This is a genomic window from Streptomyces sp. NPDC002784 (assembly GCF_053592135.1).
The window spans coordinates 204716-218226 of the sequence record NZ_JBSFVD010000005.1; the positions used below are offsets into that span (position 1 = coordinate 204716).

Sequence of the window (13511 nt, forward strand, 5' to 3'; positions counted from 1 at the left end):
TCACCCTTGGCCGGCTTCGCCGTTGTCGATCACCAGGGCGCCGTTCATGGTCCCGACGCCCAGCCAGCGGCCGTTCGGGCTGAACGCCATCGCCAGCACCTCCTCGGTGGGCACGGCGTACAGCTCCTTGCCGTCGAGGTTGAACAGCCGTACGACGTTGTCGATGGAAGCGCCGGCGGCGTGCTTGCCGTTCGGGCTGAACGCCACGTGCGTGACGGCACCGAAGCTCTGGTCCGGCGGGGAGCTGGGGGTCAGCTTGGGGGCGCGGCCTCTCTCGTCGCCGGTGTCCGCGTCCAGGATGCGGGCGAAGCCGTCGGCGCCGCCGACCACGGTCCAGGTGCCCTTGGGGTCGAAGGCCAGGCAGTGCGGGGCGGTGACCTGGTCGTCGTCCGTCTCCGGGACGCGCCAGAGCTGCTTGCCGTCCTGGGCCCGGAACATCCGGACGGTGTCGTCGGCGGAGCAGCACAGCACCCGGGTGCCGTCCGGGTCGAACGCCACGGCGAAGACGGCGTCGTCCGGGGTGAGCCGCCCGAGCTGGGCGCCGGTGGCCAGGTCGTGCACCCGCGCGGATCCGGCGTGCTGGTGGTTTCCGCCGTGCCGCTCGTCGACGGCGACCGCGATCCGGGTGCCGTCCCGGCTGAGGTCCACATCGGCGATCAGTGGCGGGTCGACGGTGATGCGCCGTGCGGTCGCCCCGGATGCCTGGTCGAGTACGGCGATCAGGGTGTCGGTGGCCGCGATGACCTGTCCGGCCGGGGTGAACCGTACGGTGTTCACCGAGGTCCCCGGGGCGAGGGGTCCCTGCCACACGGCCGTGCCGGTCGAGCTGTCCCGCAGGAAGACGTCCTCGAAGTCGGCCACCGCGATCCTGCTGCCGTCCGGGCTGAAGGCGATGCCGGTCACGGAGCCGCTGACGGACACTTCGAGCGGGGGCGGACCGATCTCGATCGTGCTCACCCGCAGGCGGGGGTCGCCCCCGCCGGTGGCGACACGTTTGCTGTCGGGGCTGAAGGCGATCGCCCGGACGGAGCCTTCCTGGGGCGTGCGGAGCGCGACGGTACCGGGATCGCTCATGAGCGGCTCCTCCTTCGAAGTCGACATCGATCTTGAAGAAGCTGCCGGCGATCCGACGGGATGGACTCTCGAACTCACGCCGCAGTGCACATCCGGGCGCAAACGTTTGCTGCAACTCACCAGCCTAGTCGGATTGTCCGCACTCGCCACATCTGCCCGCGGGGCGCGGGCAGCCGTCGCATGGCATGGCTTTCCCCGCGGTGCCAGCATGGAAGGGGCGCTGTGCGCTCCTCCGCTCCTCGGGCAGGAGGGATCATGACCAAGCGTCTGGTCGTCTGCTGCGACGGCACCTGGAACTTCGCCGACCAGCCCAGCAAGACCAATGTCGCCAAGGTCGCCCTGTCCGTGCGGCCGGGCACGGCGGCCGGCAAGGAGCAGCGCGTCTACTACCACAGCGGCGTGGGCACCCATCAGCGCGAGCGGCTGCGCGGCGGGGCGTTCGGCGTCGGGCTGTCCCGGAACGTCGTGAACGCCTACCGCTTCCTCGTCGAGACGTACGAGCCCGGCGACGAGCTGTTCCTCTTCGGCTTCAGCCGGGGCGCGTTCACCGCCCGGAGCCTGGCGGGGCTGATCCACAACGGCGGCATCCTGCGCCGGGACCACGCCGACCGGCTTCCGCCGGCCTGGGCGCTGTACCGGGACCGGATCGAGCAACCCAACGGCGCCGCCGCCACGTTGTTCCGCCGCTCCTACGCGCGCGAGACGGAGATCCGCTTCATCGGGGTGTGGGACACGGTCGGCGCCCTGGGCATCCCCGCGCCGAGCGCGCCGTGGCTCCAGCCGTACGGGCAGCGCTTCAACCGGCGTTGGGCGTTTCACGACACCGAGCTGGGCAGCGGGGTCCAGGCGGCCTTCCACGCGCTGGCCGTGGACGAACGGCGCTCGGCCTTCCGGCCCACACTGTGGCACCAGCGCCCGGAAGCCGACCGGCAGGGCCAGGAGCTGAAGCAGGTGTGGTTCTCCGGGGTGCACTGCGATGCCGGTGGCGGTTACAAGGAGACGGGCCTGTCCGACATCGCCCTGCTGTGGATGGTCGACCAAGCCCGCCGGTACGGCCTGGAGTTCGACCTCGACGCCCTCAACGCGGCCGGACCGAAGGTGATGCGGCCCGAGGAGAGCACCGACTTCCGGGTACGGCCGGACAGCGCGGGCCGGCTGCACGACTCACGCACGCGCATGTACCGCCTGTCCAAGCCGCTGCACCGGCCGATCGGGCAGGCGGTGAACGACAAGGGCGAACCCGACGGCAACGAGTTCCTGGCCGTACCGGCCAAGGAGCGCTACGACCGGGACCCGGGCTACCGGCCCCCGCAGCTGGAGGCGTACCTCGCCGCTCAGGAGCGGGTGCGGCTGGAGCCGGTGCTGCTGCCCGGCCTGGCCGCGGGCCTGCCGCCCATGCCGTCCGGGACAGCGCCCCGCACGGCCGGGGGCAAGGGCCTGCCCCGGAGCCCGTGACACCCGGCCGCGGGGCCCGAGGCCCGCCCGCCCGTGCAGGAAGGAGACCGGGATGCTGACCTCCGAACTCTTCGCCGGCGATCCGCTGCTGGAAGCCATCGCACAGGACCGGGACCGCATCTCGCGCACGCGGCACCGCGATGATCCGGCCGTGGGGAAGGTGCAGATCGCGCTGCTCGGCTGGGACCCCGACTGCCTGCCACAGTTCGGGGCGGACGGCGACTACGGCGACGAGACCGCGGGCGCCGTGGCCCGGTTCAAGACCGAGGTACTCGGGGTTCCGCCGGCCGACGTGATCGACGACGTCGGGCCTTTGACGGTCCGCAAGCTGGACGAGATGCGGGCGGCCGCCGAACGCCCGCCGCCCGCCCCGGCCGTCGCGCCCCAGGACTGGCTCCTGACCGACGCCGAGATGGGCCCGTTCCGCTCCCCCGCCTTCACCCTGGACAACCGGGTGCTCTTCCTCGTCGACGGCGAGACGTACTACACCGCCCTGGCCGATCGGCTGGACGCCCTGACCGCCGGGGACCGGGTGCTCTTCGCGGGCTGGCGGTTCTCACCGGAGCAGATGCTGCGTCCGGCGTTCGCCGGGTCGCCCGGGATCCTCGACCGGCTCCTGAAGCTGCGGGCCGACGGCGTCACCGTCCGTGCGCTGCTGTACGGCTCGGACTTCTCCACGCTTCCCGTGCGCAGGCCCAGGGTTCCCACCCTGCCGTCCAAGGACAACTTCGACTTCCGTACCGGGCTGGTCAACGCCGGGGCCGAGGCCGTACTCGACGCCCGGGTCAGCCCCGACTTCGGCTCCCACCACCAGAAGTGCGCGGTGGTGCAGGGCGCCGCCGAGGGGCCGTGCGCGTTCGTCGGCGGTATCGACGTCTGCCTGGACCGCTGGGACAACGCCGCCCACGTCGATCCGCCCGTACGGCAGCGGGAACCGGACTTCCTGGGCATCAAGGTCTCCCTGCCCGGCTGGCACGACGTGCAGTGCGCGGTGTTCGGGCCGGCCGTCGGCCAGATCTGGCAGAGCCTGGTGCAGCGCTGGAACGATCCCACCCGGCCCAGCCGCATCGACGTCGCACCCGCCCCGATCCAGCAGTCGGAGGCTCCCGCGCCGCTGCCGCCCTCGGGCACCCAGGCGGTGCAAGTGCTGCGCACCCTCACCTGCAAGGGCGTCTACTCGTTCCTGCCGGGCGGCGAGTTCACCGTCCTGGCCGCCTACCGCAAGGCCCTGCGCCGGGCGCGGCACTACATCTACGTCGAGGACCAGTACCTGTGGCCCTCCCCCGTCGTCGACGACCTGCGCGACGCCGCCGCCCGGGGCGTCCAGGTCGTCCTGGTCAGCGCCCGCGACTTCGACGCGCCGGGGCTGAAGGACGTCCACAAGGCCCTGCGGGCCGAGGCCCTCCAGCGCATCGCCTCCCTCGCTCCGGGGAACGTCCACTGCTTCCACCTGGAGCAGGCCGCGTCGGCGCAGCAGATCTACGTCCACGCGAAACTGATGATCGTCGATGACCAGTACGTCGCCGCGGGCAGCGCCAACCTGAACTTCCGCTCGCACACCACGGATTCGGAGCTTCATCTCGGGGTCTTCGACACCGAGCTGACGGAGGGCACCGCCGGGGGCCTGCCGCACCCGGTCGGGGTGTCCGTGCGTGACCTGCGCACCCAGATCTGGGGCGAGCACCTCAACGAGGACCCCGCGCTGCACGAGGATCCGCTGGCGGGTCTCGCGCGCATGCCCACCGCGGGCGGCAAGAAAGGCCATCTGGTCAGCTTCCCCGTGCCGGCCCAGGTTCCTGCCGTGGACTGGCGCGAGACGGTGCGCGAACTGCTGCGCACGGTCCAGCACATGGAGAACTGGCAGCTGCTGGCGCCGCTGGTCCTCGGCCCGCCGGCCCTGCCCCTGACGCTGGTGCCGGAGATGGATCTGGGGGCCGTGGCCGACGTCATCCCCGACCCGGAGTCCTTCCTGCGCAACCTCCTCAATCCGCACACGGTGTGCTGAGGACCGCTGGTCAAGCTCCGAGCACGGTGAAGCCGCGGCCCGCGAGCTGGGCGGCGAGCGCCGCCACCGTGTCCGGGTCGTCGAAGGCGCCGCTCTCGGCGAGGCCGCCCGCCGACTGGAACTCCTTGACCTTGCCCTGGGTGCGGGGGCCGTCGATACCGTCCTGCGACAGCGGGGTGAAGCCCAGGGCGAGCAGTGCCCCCTGGACGCCGAACACGTCCGACACGTCCAGCGCGATCCGCTCCAGGGGCAGGCCCTGGTCCTCCACGGCGCGGGCCAGCAAGAAGTGCGCCCGGTCCAGCTTGTTGCGGATGACGATGGTGCCGACGTCCGGGGTGAAGTGGCACTCGTCGGCGGCACCGGACCAGTTCCGGCCGCTCACATGGCCCTGGAACGTGGGGAAGCGGAACCTCGGGCCCATCGCCCAGGCCATGCTGAGCGTGGCCAGCTGGGCGTTGGCCGGCCAGGAGGCGAACTCCCCGAAGGCCCGGTGCCCGGAGGCGTCCACGCGGTCGACGAGCACCGACTCCATCTCGTCGAGCTTGTCGAAGACGTGCCGGTCGATCTCGTCGTCGCCGACGTGCAGGCGGGTCAGCGGCGGCGCGAACCGGCCGTGCCCGAGGGGGGCGAGGTCCAGCCGGGACTTCACCGTGTCCCACTCGGCGGCGATCTCCTCGGCCGTCGCCTCCGCGTCCACGTCGTTGACCAGCCAGCGGAGCCGCTGGGCGGCGGCCAGCGAGTCGGCGCGTTCCTCCGCGGTCGGGGCGGAGTTGTCCCGTGCGGTCTGATCGATCTTGTTGCCGATGCCGGTGCTCACATACCCCTTCACATCCAGGTACATGAAGTGGACGCGCCCTTCGAGCGGGTCGTTGAAGCTGATCCAGTAGTCGCGAACGCTCTGGTGCATGATGCCGCCTTCCTGTCCGGCCGGCCCGGACGCACGGGCAGCATCCGGGCGAACCGGGGTGAGGGCTCGACGCCCAGCTCCTCCGCCAGCAGACGGCGGAACCCCTGGTAGTGGCGCACCGCCTCACCGATATTGCCCTCCGCGAGGTGCGCCGCGACGACGGCCCGGTGCGCGCTCTCGCGCAGCGGTTCCGCGCGCACGCTCGCCCAGGCCGCCTCCATCGCCAGGGCCGGCCTGCCCTGGCGTACCAGGGCCTCGGCGAGCGCGTCCAGGGCGTGCAGGCGCAGTTGCCGCAGCCGCTCGCGCTCGAGGAGGACCCAGTCCTCGTCCCAGCCCGGCAGCAGGTCCTCCCCCGTGAGCAGGTCCAGCGGCGGCCGGACGTCCGGCGGCGGGCCGGGGCCCTCCACCACGTCGAGAGCCGTCCGGGCGAGGGCATGGACGTCCACCCGCAGAGCCGGCGTGAGCAGGAGTGCGTCCCCGCGGCAGCCGATGAGGGGCGGCTCGCACCGCGGCAGCTTCCACAGGGTGGTGCGCAGACTGCCCCTGGCGTGTCCCTCGGTGACCTCGGGCCACAGGGTGCCGGCGAGGACCGTGCGGCACGCCTGCCCGCGCAGGCCCAGGAACGCCAGCAGCCGTTGGCCGTTGCGGCACAGTTCCACGGGCTCGGTGCCCAGCTCCAGACGGAACCGGCCGAGCAGGCGCAGCACAGGGGGAGCGGACATCGGCCTGACCGCCTCACATGCCCCATCCTGCCGATGAGGCGTACCTGTCACTATTGTCGGCCCCTCGTTCACCTGCGGCAACTCGGCATCCCGGCGCCCCCGATGACGGCGGGTTGACGCCGCGCTGACGCCGCTTCCGTACCTTCGGACCCGGAGGCAGTCGGGGGGACGCGAGGGAGAACCGGGGAGCGAGCGGTCATGGTCTCTGTGCACAACGTCCAGTTCGGCAAGCGCAACGACGACATACGCCTCGTGCAGAAGGCCCTGATCAAAAGGGGCCGCAAGATCGACGAGGTGACCGGCCGCTTCGGCCCCCAGACCAAGGCCGCCTACCGCGCCGAGCAACTCGCCCAGGGTTTCAGGGGATCCGCCGCGGACGGCGTCCCGGGCCCCACCTCCCTGGCCACCCTCGGCCGCCTCACCGGACTGTTCCGCCTCGACGGCAAGCCGCCCGCCAAGAAGCGGGTCCCCTCCCCCGTCCCCGGCCACAAGGTCACCTTCGGGTTCTTCCAGCGCGGCCCCTACGCCTGGAAGCCCGACGGCGTCGGCCGGCACACCGGCCAGGACTTCGCCGCCCCCTCCGGGGTCCCCGTGGTCGCCGTACGAAGCGGAAAGGTCGCCTGGTCCAACGGCAAGGGCGGGGCGTACGGCCAGTGGATCGGGCTGGCCGCGGACAACGGCCACGTCTACACCTACTGCCACCTCTCGCAGCGCAAGGTCAGAGCCGGTCAGCGCGTCACCGCCGGCCAGCAGCTCGGCAAGGTCGGCAGCACGGGCAACTCCACGGGCCCGCACCTGCACTTCGAGATGTCGAAGGGCTCCTCCTGGTCCTACGGCAGCGTCGCGAAGCCCACTTGGTGAACGGCGGGACCGCTGCCTCGGGTCAGGCGTCCTCGAAGAGGAGGTCCTCGGGGGGATGGGTCATCCGCAGGGTCTGGCCGTTCGTGATCTCCACGACACGGTGCAGGCCCACGCACCGCTCACCGGTGGACAGCACGGAGAAGCGGTCGCCGATGCCGGCCAGGAAGGCCGGAGCGCAGGCCGGCGGCATGCCGAGCCGGAGGTAGTCGACCAGTCGGCGGAACAGCTTGGGCAGGACGAGGACGTCGTCGGTCAGCGAGGACAGGCCGGTGATCTTCGCGCCGGTCAGGGTGGTGTCGCTCGGCCACAGCCCCCGGCCCTCGTCCCGGGCCAGCTCGGCGACCGTGGCCAGCTCGACCCGCAGGGTGGTGAACAGGCTGCGGTAGAAGGTCGGGTACGCGAGACCCTGCGCGAGCAGATGGTGGTTGACCGTCGTCCGCAGCACGGCTTCGTCCACGTCGATCTCCATCCCACTGGTCCCCTCGGGCGCTCCGCTCCCGGCCAGGGCGATGCAGCGGCCGTGGACGTCGGCACCGCGGGTGAGCACGAAGCCGGGAACCGTCTCCGGGGTCGTGGCGGTCACCGTCTCGTCGGGGCGGCGCTGGACGTCGGTGAAACCCAGCTCGCGCAGCAGCTCGTCGCGCGCGGCATGGGCGGACGCGAGCGGCTGGTGGACGCGGTTCGGGCCGTAGTGCGTCTCGGGGGCGTCGACCGCGTCCAGCCGCAGTTTCGCCCGGCCCACCGCACTGTGCTCGACGCCCCGGCCGCGCCCGCCGCCGACGAGACTCCAGTGCGCCGGGTCGTCGGCCGTGAAATGCACCGTGTCCCCGTCCGGCTGCGAGCCCTTGAGGTCGTAGAAGCCCTTGATCAGAAGCATGGGCATGGCGACTCCTCAGCGGTGAACGGTGCTGATGCCCGGCGGCTGCCCGCCGCTTCACGGGACCGCGTCCCCGTCCCGGCAGCAACCCCCGGTTTCGATGGTGCGCCTGAACGGGCCACCACGCACCTCGGCCCGCGGTGCCGGTGCCGCACCGCGGGCCGAGGACTGCTGCCGGAGGGTCAGGAACCCTTCGAGGACAGGTACTCCTCCGCTCCGGGCACCTCCTTGGCCTCCTCGGCGATCACCATCGCGCCGACCGCCTTCGCGTCGGGCTTGAGCACGTACGCGGAACGGCTCGCGGGCTTCGTCACGTCGGAGAAGTCCTGCGCGGTGCCGAGACCGGCGTCGGCGTTCTTCTGCGCGCGGTGCGCGGCGACCACGTCCGCCCGGGCGAGGCTGCCGCCCTCACAGGCCTTCTTCAGGTCCATGCCCATGAGTTGGGCGGCGTTGTAGCCGGAGAGCACACCGGAGTCGACGAGCGCGCCCGGGTACTTCTTCTGGTAGGAGGCGACCATCTTCTTCACGCCGGGTATGTCCGCGCTGACGGCCGGGGCCGCGCTCACCACGTTCAGCATGGCCTCCAGGGCGGCCGCGGCGGGCGTCTTCATCAGCTGCGGGGCGTAGCCCGGGGCGCTGCTGACGACGGGGACCTGCAGCCCGCGGGAGGCGGCGACGCCGACCAGCGAGGCGGTCTGGGCCGGTCCGGCGCTGATCAGGATCGCCTTCACGCCCTCCTTGCGCAGCGCCGAGACCTGCGCGGACAGGTCCGTGTCGGTGGCCTTGATCTTCTGGCCGACGACCTTCAACCCGGCCTTCTTCGCGGCCCATTCCGAGCCTTCCAGGGCGTTCGCGCCGTAGTCACCCTCGAAGTAGACGTGGCCGATGGTGTCGCCCTTGGCCAGGCCCTTGGTGCGGGTGAGGAAGTCGACGGCGGCGATCATGTCGATGTCGTACGTCGTGCCCAGGACCTGCACGGAGTCCTTGCCGAGCAGGGAGGCCGCCCAGGCCTGCGGGAAGGTGAGGACCTCGTCCTGCTCGATGTCGTCGATCAGCGCCGAGACCACCGGGGATCCGATGACCTGGGGCATCGCCACCACGTCCGGGGCGATGTCGGCGTAGGCGGTGACCGCCTTCTGCACGTCGTAGCCGTGGTCCTTGACGACGATCTCGACCTTGCGGCCGCAGATGCCGCCCTTGGCGTTGGTCTCGTCGGCCCACATCTGCTGGGCCTGCACGATGCTCTTGCCGAGGGTGGCGTACGGGCCGGTCAGGTCGGTCAGGGCGCCCAGCTTGATGGTCTTGTCGGTGACCCCGGGCCCGGCCTTGACGCCGTCGGCGCCGTCCGCGGCGGTGTCGCCGTCCCCCTTGGAGCTACAGCCGGTGCCCGCGAGGAGCAGGGCCGTCGCGGCGGCGGCCAGAACCGTCCTGGTGCGGTGCTTGGGGTGATTCACGGTGTCGGCTCCTTGGCTCGTACAGCTGAGGCGGATGAAGGGGTCTCGGTCGCGGGGTCCGCGTCCTTGGGTGCGGCCCGTCGGCGCTGGATCCGGGCGCGGGTGCGCCGGACCAGGCCGTGCAGGCCGTCGGGGGCGAAGAGCAGGATCACGACGATCGCCGCTCCGTAGAGGTAGCGGGCCGCCTCGGTGGGGCCGACCGCTCCGTCGGTGGTGCCGGGGGCCGCCACGAGGGGCAGCTGGTCGGCGTAGCGGGTCATCAGCAGGGGCAGCGCGGTGACGAAGACGGCGCCCGCGGTGGCTCCGGCCACCGAGCCGAGCCCGCCGATGACGATCATCGCGAGGTAGTCGACCGAAAGGGCCAGCGAGAAGTAGTCCGGGACCACGCGGCGGAAGGCGAGGGCGAGCATCACCCCGGCCAGGCCCGCGTACATGGAGGAGACCACGAAGGCCGCCGAGCGGTAGCGGGCGACGTGCACGCCCATCACCGCGGCCGCGGTCTCGCTGTCGCGCAGCGCCACCAGGGCCCGGCCGGGGCGCCCCAGGCGCAGGCCGCGGGCGGTGAACCAGGTGAGCGTGAACAGCGCGAGCCCCAGGTACCACAGCCGTTCCTCGGCGCCGAACGGTATGCCCATCACCGTCAGGTCGGGGTCGGAGCCGGTGAAGGAGAAGCCGCCGATCTCCAGCGGGGGCACCGAGCGGCCGTTGAAGCCGCCGGTGACCGAGTCCGCGGTGAGCAGCACATGGTGGCCGAGGAAGACCAGGGCGAGGGTGGCCACGCCGAGGTAGATGCCGCGCACCCGGCCCGCCACGGGGCTGAACAGACCGCCCGCGGCTCCGGCGAGCAGTACCGCCAGGACGACGGCGACGGCGGGCGGCAGCCCGGGGCCCGGCTCGCCGGCCAGCCAGACGTAGCCGTAGGCGCCGACGGCGAGGAAGAAGGCGTGGCCGAGGGAGAGCTGGCCCGCGGTGCCGGCCAGCAGCCCGAGGCCCACGGCGCCGACGGCGGCGGCCATCGAGAACAGGCCGATGCGCAGCCAGAAGGCGTCCAGGTAGAAGGGCAGTACGCACAGGACGACGACCAGCAGGACGGTCCAGGCGCGGTAGCGGCGCAGCAGTTCAGACACGGGCCGCTCCCTTCGCGCCGAACAGCCCGTTGGGCCGCACCAAAAGGACGAGGACCATCACGGCGTACGGCGCGACATCGCCGAACCCTTCGCCGAGGACGTGCAGATCGGACTGGTATCCGGCGACCAGCGCCTCGGTCAGGCCGATCAGCATGCTGCCGGCGAGGGCGCCGGGCGGCGAGGCCATACCGCCGAGGATGGCGGCCGGGAAGGCCTTCAGGGCGATCTGGCCGGTCGTGCGCTCCAGGCCGGGGGCCGGGAACGCGGCGAGGAACACCGCGGCCAGCGCGGCGAGTCCGCCCGCCAGGCACCAGGCGAGGGTGCGCATCCGCACCAGCCGTACGCCCATCAGCGCCGCCGCCTCCATGTCCTCCGCCGAAGCCCGCAGCGCCAGGCCCCAGTTGGTGTACCGGAAGAGCGCGAAGACGCCGCCGATGACGACGCTGGACACCACGATCGCGGCGAGCCTGCTGTCGGCCACCGTGATGGGGCCGAGGCCGCTGACCGAGTCGCCCCAGGGGTCGCCGAGGGAGAGCAGGTCACCGCCGATGCGGCGGGAGAGGTCGGTGAGGATGACGATGTCGACGCCGATGGTCACGATCGTCTGCACATGGGCCGTGTGTGCGTCCTGCCCGCCCGCCTGCAGCAGGAACCGGTCCATGAGCCCGGCCACGCCCGCCGTGACCAGCACGGCGACCGCGAGGGCGCCGGCGAAGCCGAGGTCGTCGTGGAGTACGGCGGTGAGGTAGCCGCCGAGCAGGAGCAGCGAGCCGTGGGCGAAGTTGATGACGCCGGAGGCCTTGAAGATGATGACGAAGCCGAGGGCGACCAGGGCGTAGACGGAGCCCAGGGCGAGGCCGTTGAGCACGTTGTCGAGAAAGCCGGTCATGCCGCGTCCTCCCCGGTGGCCTCGGTGGCCTCGGTGCCGAGATAGGCGCGCAGCACCTCGGGGTCACGGCGGACCTCGTCGGGGGTGCCATGGGCGATGACCCGGCCGAAGTCGAGGACGGTGACCTCGTCGGCGAGCCGCATCACCAGCCCCATGTCGTGCTCCACGAGCACCACGGACAGGCCGAGTTCGGCGCGCACGGCGCGGATCGTCTCGGCGGTACGGGCCCGTTCGGCGGCGTTCATGCCGGCCACGGGCTCGTCGAGCAGCAGCACACTGGGCTCCAGACAGAGGGCGCGGGCGAACTCCACGCGTTTGCGGTCGCCGTAGGACAGCAGCGCGACCGGGGAGTCGAAGTGCGGTCCGAGGCCGGTGAGTTCGGCGATCTCACGGGCCTTGGCCAGGTGCTCGCGCTGTTCGCGCACGGCACTGGGCAGGCGCAGCGCGCTGGCGGTGAAGCCCGCGCGGGACAGGATGTGCCGGCCGAGCATCAGGTTGTCGGCGACGGTGCCTTCGGTGGTGACGATGTTCTGGAAGGTGCGGGCCACGCCCAGGGTGGCGATGCGGTGCGGGGCGAGGCGGGTCAGTTCGGTGTCGCCGAGGCTGACGGTGCCGGAGGCGGGGCGGTACAGGCCCGAGAGCACGTTGAAGCAGGTGGACTTGCCGGCGCCGTTGGGCCCGATGATGGCGTGCACGGTTCCCGGGGCGACCGTGAAGGACACGTCGTCCAGGGCGGTGAGTCCGGCGAACCGGACGGTGACGTCCCGTACGGCGAGCACGGGCGGTGCGGTGGTGCGGTCGTTCACGCGGCCCCCTGACCGTCGGCGGTCTCGCCCAGGTACAGACGGCGTACGGCGTCGGTGCGGGCGAGTTCGTCGGCCGGCCCGGACAGCCGGATCTCGCCGACCTCCAGGACGTAGGCGCTGTCCGCGAGGGAGAGCGCCATGCCGGCGTTCTGTTCGACCAGGAGCACGGCGGTGCCCTGGGTGTTGATCTCCTTCACCACGTCCGCGATCCGGGCCACCATCTGCGGGGCGAGTCCCAGGGACGGCTCGTCGAGCAGGAGCAGGCGGGGGGCGGCCATGAGGGCGCGGCCGATGGCGAGCATCTGCTGCTCGCCGCCGGAGAGGAGCCCGGCGGCCTGCTGGGTGCGTTCGGCGAGCCGCGGGAACAGGGTGAACACCCGGTCCCGGGACTCGCGCACCAGGGCGGGGCTGCGGCGGCCGAGGCCGAGGCCGCCGGTGCGGAGGTTCTCGTCGACCGTGAGCCCGGCGAACACCCGCCTGCCCTCCGGGACCTGTACGACGCCGGCGCGCACCGCGGCGACCGGGTCGCGGCCGTCGAGTTCCGTGGCGCCGTAGCGGATGCGGCCGGCGGTGACCGCGCCGCGGTGCAGGCGCAGGGTGCCCGACACCGCCCGCAACAGGGTCGTCTTGCCCGCGCCGTTGGCGCCGAGCAGGGCGACGACGACGCCGTGCGGGACGGTCAGCGACACGGAACGAAGGGCGGACAGGGCACGGCCGTAGGTGACGTCGAGTGCTTCGACGTGCAGGGCCGGGTCCTCGTCCGGTGGTGCTTCGGGCATCACGGCTCCTCGGATCCGTGCCGGAACGGGCACGGGGCTTTCGGGGAAGGGAAGCTCACGACAGCACGGGCGCGGGCGCGCGGAACAGGTCTTCCGGCGTGCTCGCTGCGTGGTCCCAACCGGGGCGGTCAGGGGTTGTGCGGGTGCCCAGGGAGAGGGCGGTGGGGGTTCCGGGACGGGGGGCCGGGTAGGCACGGCCGGTGAGAACGCACGAAGCGCCGCCGGCCGGACCGGCGCCGGTGCCCCGCGCAGGGGCCGCGGCGCCCGGTGCCACGCCCGGTACCGGTGGCCGCGCAAGGGCGGCGCGTACGGAAGACCGGTCGGCCGGGGCCTGTTCAGGCAGGCGGGAACGGGACGCGGGGACGGATTGCCGACGGGCCGAGAACAGGCGTCTGCTACGGCTGCGGGGTTTCCAGGGCCGGGGGCAGAAGTCTGCTCCGGCTGGCGGTCTTACCGCGCCGGAGCAGAGGCCTGCCCCGGCCTGCCGGACTTACCGGGCTGGAGCAGGGGCATGCTCCCGGCTGCCGGACTTACCGGGCTGGGGGCTGCTCCCCG

The 13511-nt window shown here is 72.3% G+C and carries 12 protein-coding genes; 3 read left to right on the forward strand and 9 right to left on the reverse strand.

The window, feature by feature from the left end; all coding sequences use genetic code 11:
* Positions 1 to 1074: a WD40 repeat domain-containing protein gene (locus ACWD1Z_RS12980; protein ID WP_451118143.1), complete on the reverse strand. Its 1074-nt coding sequence runs from the start codon at positions 1072 to 1074 to the stop codon at positions 1 to 3.
* Between the two features lie 255 nt (positions 1075 to 1329).
* Between ACWD1Z_RS12980 and ACWD1Z_RS12985 the strand changes: the two genes are divergently transcribed.
* On the forward strand, positions 1330 to 2529 hold the full coding sequence (locus tag ACWD1Z_RS12985) for a DUF2235 domain-containing protein (protein ID WP_451118144.1): 1200 nt from the start codon (positions 1330 to 1332) through the stop codon (positions 2527 to 2529).
* 52 nt (positions 2530 to 2581) lie between these two features.
* Positions 2582 to 4534 (forward strand): phospholipase D family protein, encoded by a 1953-nt coding sequence (locus ACWD1Z_RS12990; protein WP_451118146.1) that lies wholly within the window; start codon positions 2582 to 2584, stop codon positions 4532 to 4534.
* A gap of 10 nt (positions 4535 to 4544) precedes the next feature.
* Here the strand turns inward: ACWD1Z_RS12990 and ACWD1Z_RS12995 are convergent, their stop codons facing one another.
* Positions 4545 to 5441, reverse strand: coding sequence for a peptidoglycan-binding protein (locus ACWD1Z_RS12995; protein WP_451118148.1), 897 nt, complete (start codon positions 5439 to 5441; stop codon positions 4545 to 4547).
* The gene (locus ACWD1Z_RS13000; RefSeq protein WP_451118150.1) at positions 5360 to 6163 is read right to left on the reverse strand and encodes an AfsR/SARP family transcriptional regulator; all 804 of its coding nucleotides are present in this window, start codon (positions 6161 to 6163) and stop codon (positions 5360 to 5362) included. Before ACWD1Z_RS13000 ends, ACWD1Z_RS12995 begins: the two co-directional genes overlap by 82 nt.
* A 198-nt stretch (positions 6164 to 6361) precedes the next feature.
* On the opposite strand from ACWD1Z_RS13000, the gene ACWD1Z_RS13005 reads away from it, so the two are divergent.
* Positions 6362 to 7024, forward strand: coding sequence for a peptidoglycan DD-metalloendopeptidase family protein (locus ACWD1Z_RS13005; protein WP_451118151.1), 663 nt, complete (start codon positions 6362 to 6364; stop codon positions 7022 to 7024).
* 22 nt (positions 7025 to 7046) lie between these two features.
* Here the strand turns inward: ACWD1Z_RS13005 and ACWD1Z_RS13010 are convergent, their stop codons facing one another.
* The 6 genes from ACWD1Z_RS13010 to ACWD1Z_RS13035 all read right to left on the reverse strand — a co-directional run bounded on the left by ACWD1Z_RS13010 (position 7047) and on the right by ACWD1Z_RS13035 (position 12956).
* Complete coding sequence (locus ACWD1Z_RS13010; RefSeq protein ID WP_451118153.1) at positions 7047 to 7907, reverse strand: nuclease; 861 nt, start codon at positions 7905 to 7907, stop codon at positions 7047 to 7049.
* 176 nt (positions 7908 to 8083) lie between these two features.
* Positions 8084 to 9355, reverse strand: coding sequence for an ABC transporter substrate-binding protein (locus ACWD1Z_RS13015; RefSeq protein ID WP_451118155.1), 1272 nt, complete (start codon positions 9353 to 9355; stop codon positions 8084 to 8086).
* Complete coding sequence (locus ACWD1Z_RS13020) at positions 9352 to 10482, reverse strand: branched-chain amino acid ABC transporter permease (protein ID WP_451118156.1); 1131 nt, start codon at positions 10480 to 10482, stop codon at positions 9352 to 9354. The genes ACWD1Z_RS13015 and ACWD1Z_RS13020 overlap by 4 nt, the downstream gene beginning before the upstream one ends.
* A complete protein-coding gene (locus ACWD1Z_RS13025; protein WP_389417202.1) occupies positions 10475 to 11371 on the reverse strand; it encodes a branched-chain amino acid ABC transporter permease in 897 nt (298 codons plus the stop codon). Before ACWD1Z_RS13025 ends, ACWD1Z_RS13020 begins: the two co-directional genes overlap by 8 nt.
* Positions 11368 to 12177: an ABC transporter ATP-binding protein gene (locus ACWD1Z_RS13030; RefSeq protein ID WP_451118158.1), complete on the reverse strand. Its 810-nt coding sequence runs from the start codon at positions 12175 to 12177 to the stop codon at positions 11368 to 11370. The genes ACWD1Z_RS13025 and ACWD1Z_RS13030 overlap by 4 nt, the downstream gene beginning before the upstream one ends.
* On the reverse strand, positions 12174 to 12956 hold the full coding sequence (locus ACWD1Z_RS13035) for an ABC transporter ATP-binding protein (protein ID WP_451118159.1): 783 nt from the start codon (positions 12954 to 12956) through the stop codon (positions 12174 to 12176). Before ACWD1Z_RS13035 ends, ACWD1Z_RS13030 begins: the two co-directional genes overlap by 4 nt.
* Between the last annotated feature and the right edge of the window lie 555 nt (positions 12957 to 13511).

Bases quoted from the DNA above. Each gene is read 5' to 3' on its own strand.
- ACWD1Z_RS13010 (WP_451118153.1), bottom strand. From the start codon at position 7,907: ATGCCCATGCTTCTGATCAAGGGCTTCTACGACCTCAAGGGCTCGCAG.
- ACWD1Z_RS13035 (WP_451118159.1), bottom strand. From the start codon at position 12,956: ATGCCCGAAGCACCACCGGACGAGGACCCGGCCCTGCACGTCGAAGCA.
- ACWD1Z_RS12980 (WP_451118143.1), bottom strand. From the start codon at position 1,074: ATGAGCGATCCCGGTACCGTCGCGCTCCGCACGCCCCAGGAAGGCTCC.
- ACWD1Z_RS13005 (WP_451118151.1), top strand. From the start codon at position 6,362: ATGGTCTCTGTGCACAACGTCCAGTTCGGCAAGCGCAACGACGACATA.
- ACWD1Z_RS12995 (WP_451118148.1), bottom strand. From the start codon at position 5,441: ATGCACCAGAGCGTTCGCGACTACTGGATCAGCTTCAACGACCCGCTC.
- ACWD1Z_RS12985 (WP_451118144.1), top strand. From the start codon at position 1,330: ATGACCAAGCGTCTGGTCGTCTGCTGCGACGGCACCTGGAACTTCGCC.
- ACWD1Z_RS13025 (WP_389417202.1), bottom strand. From the start codon at position 11,371: ATGACCGGCTTTCTCGACAACGTGCTCAACGGCCTCGCCCTGGGCTCC.
- ACWD1Z_RS13000 (WP_451118150.1), bottom strand. From the start codon at position 6,163: ATGTCCGCTCCCCCTGTGCTGCGCCTGCTCGGCCGGTTCCGTCTGGAG.
- ACWD1Z_RS12990 (WP_451118146.1), top strand. From the start codon at position 2,582: ATGCTGACCTCCGAACTCTTCGCCGGCGATCCGCTGCTGGAAGCCATC.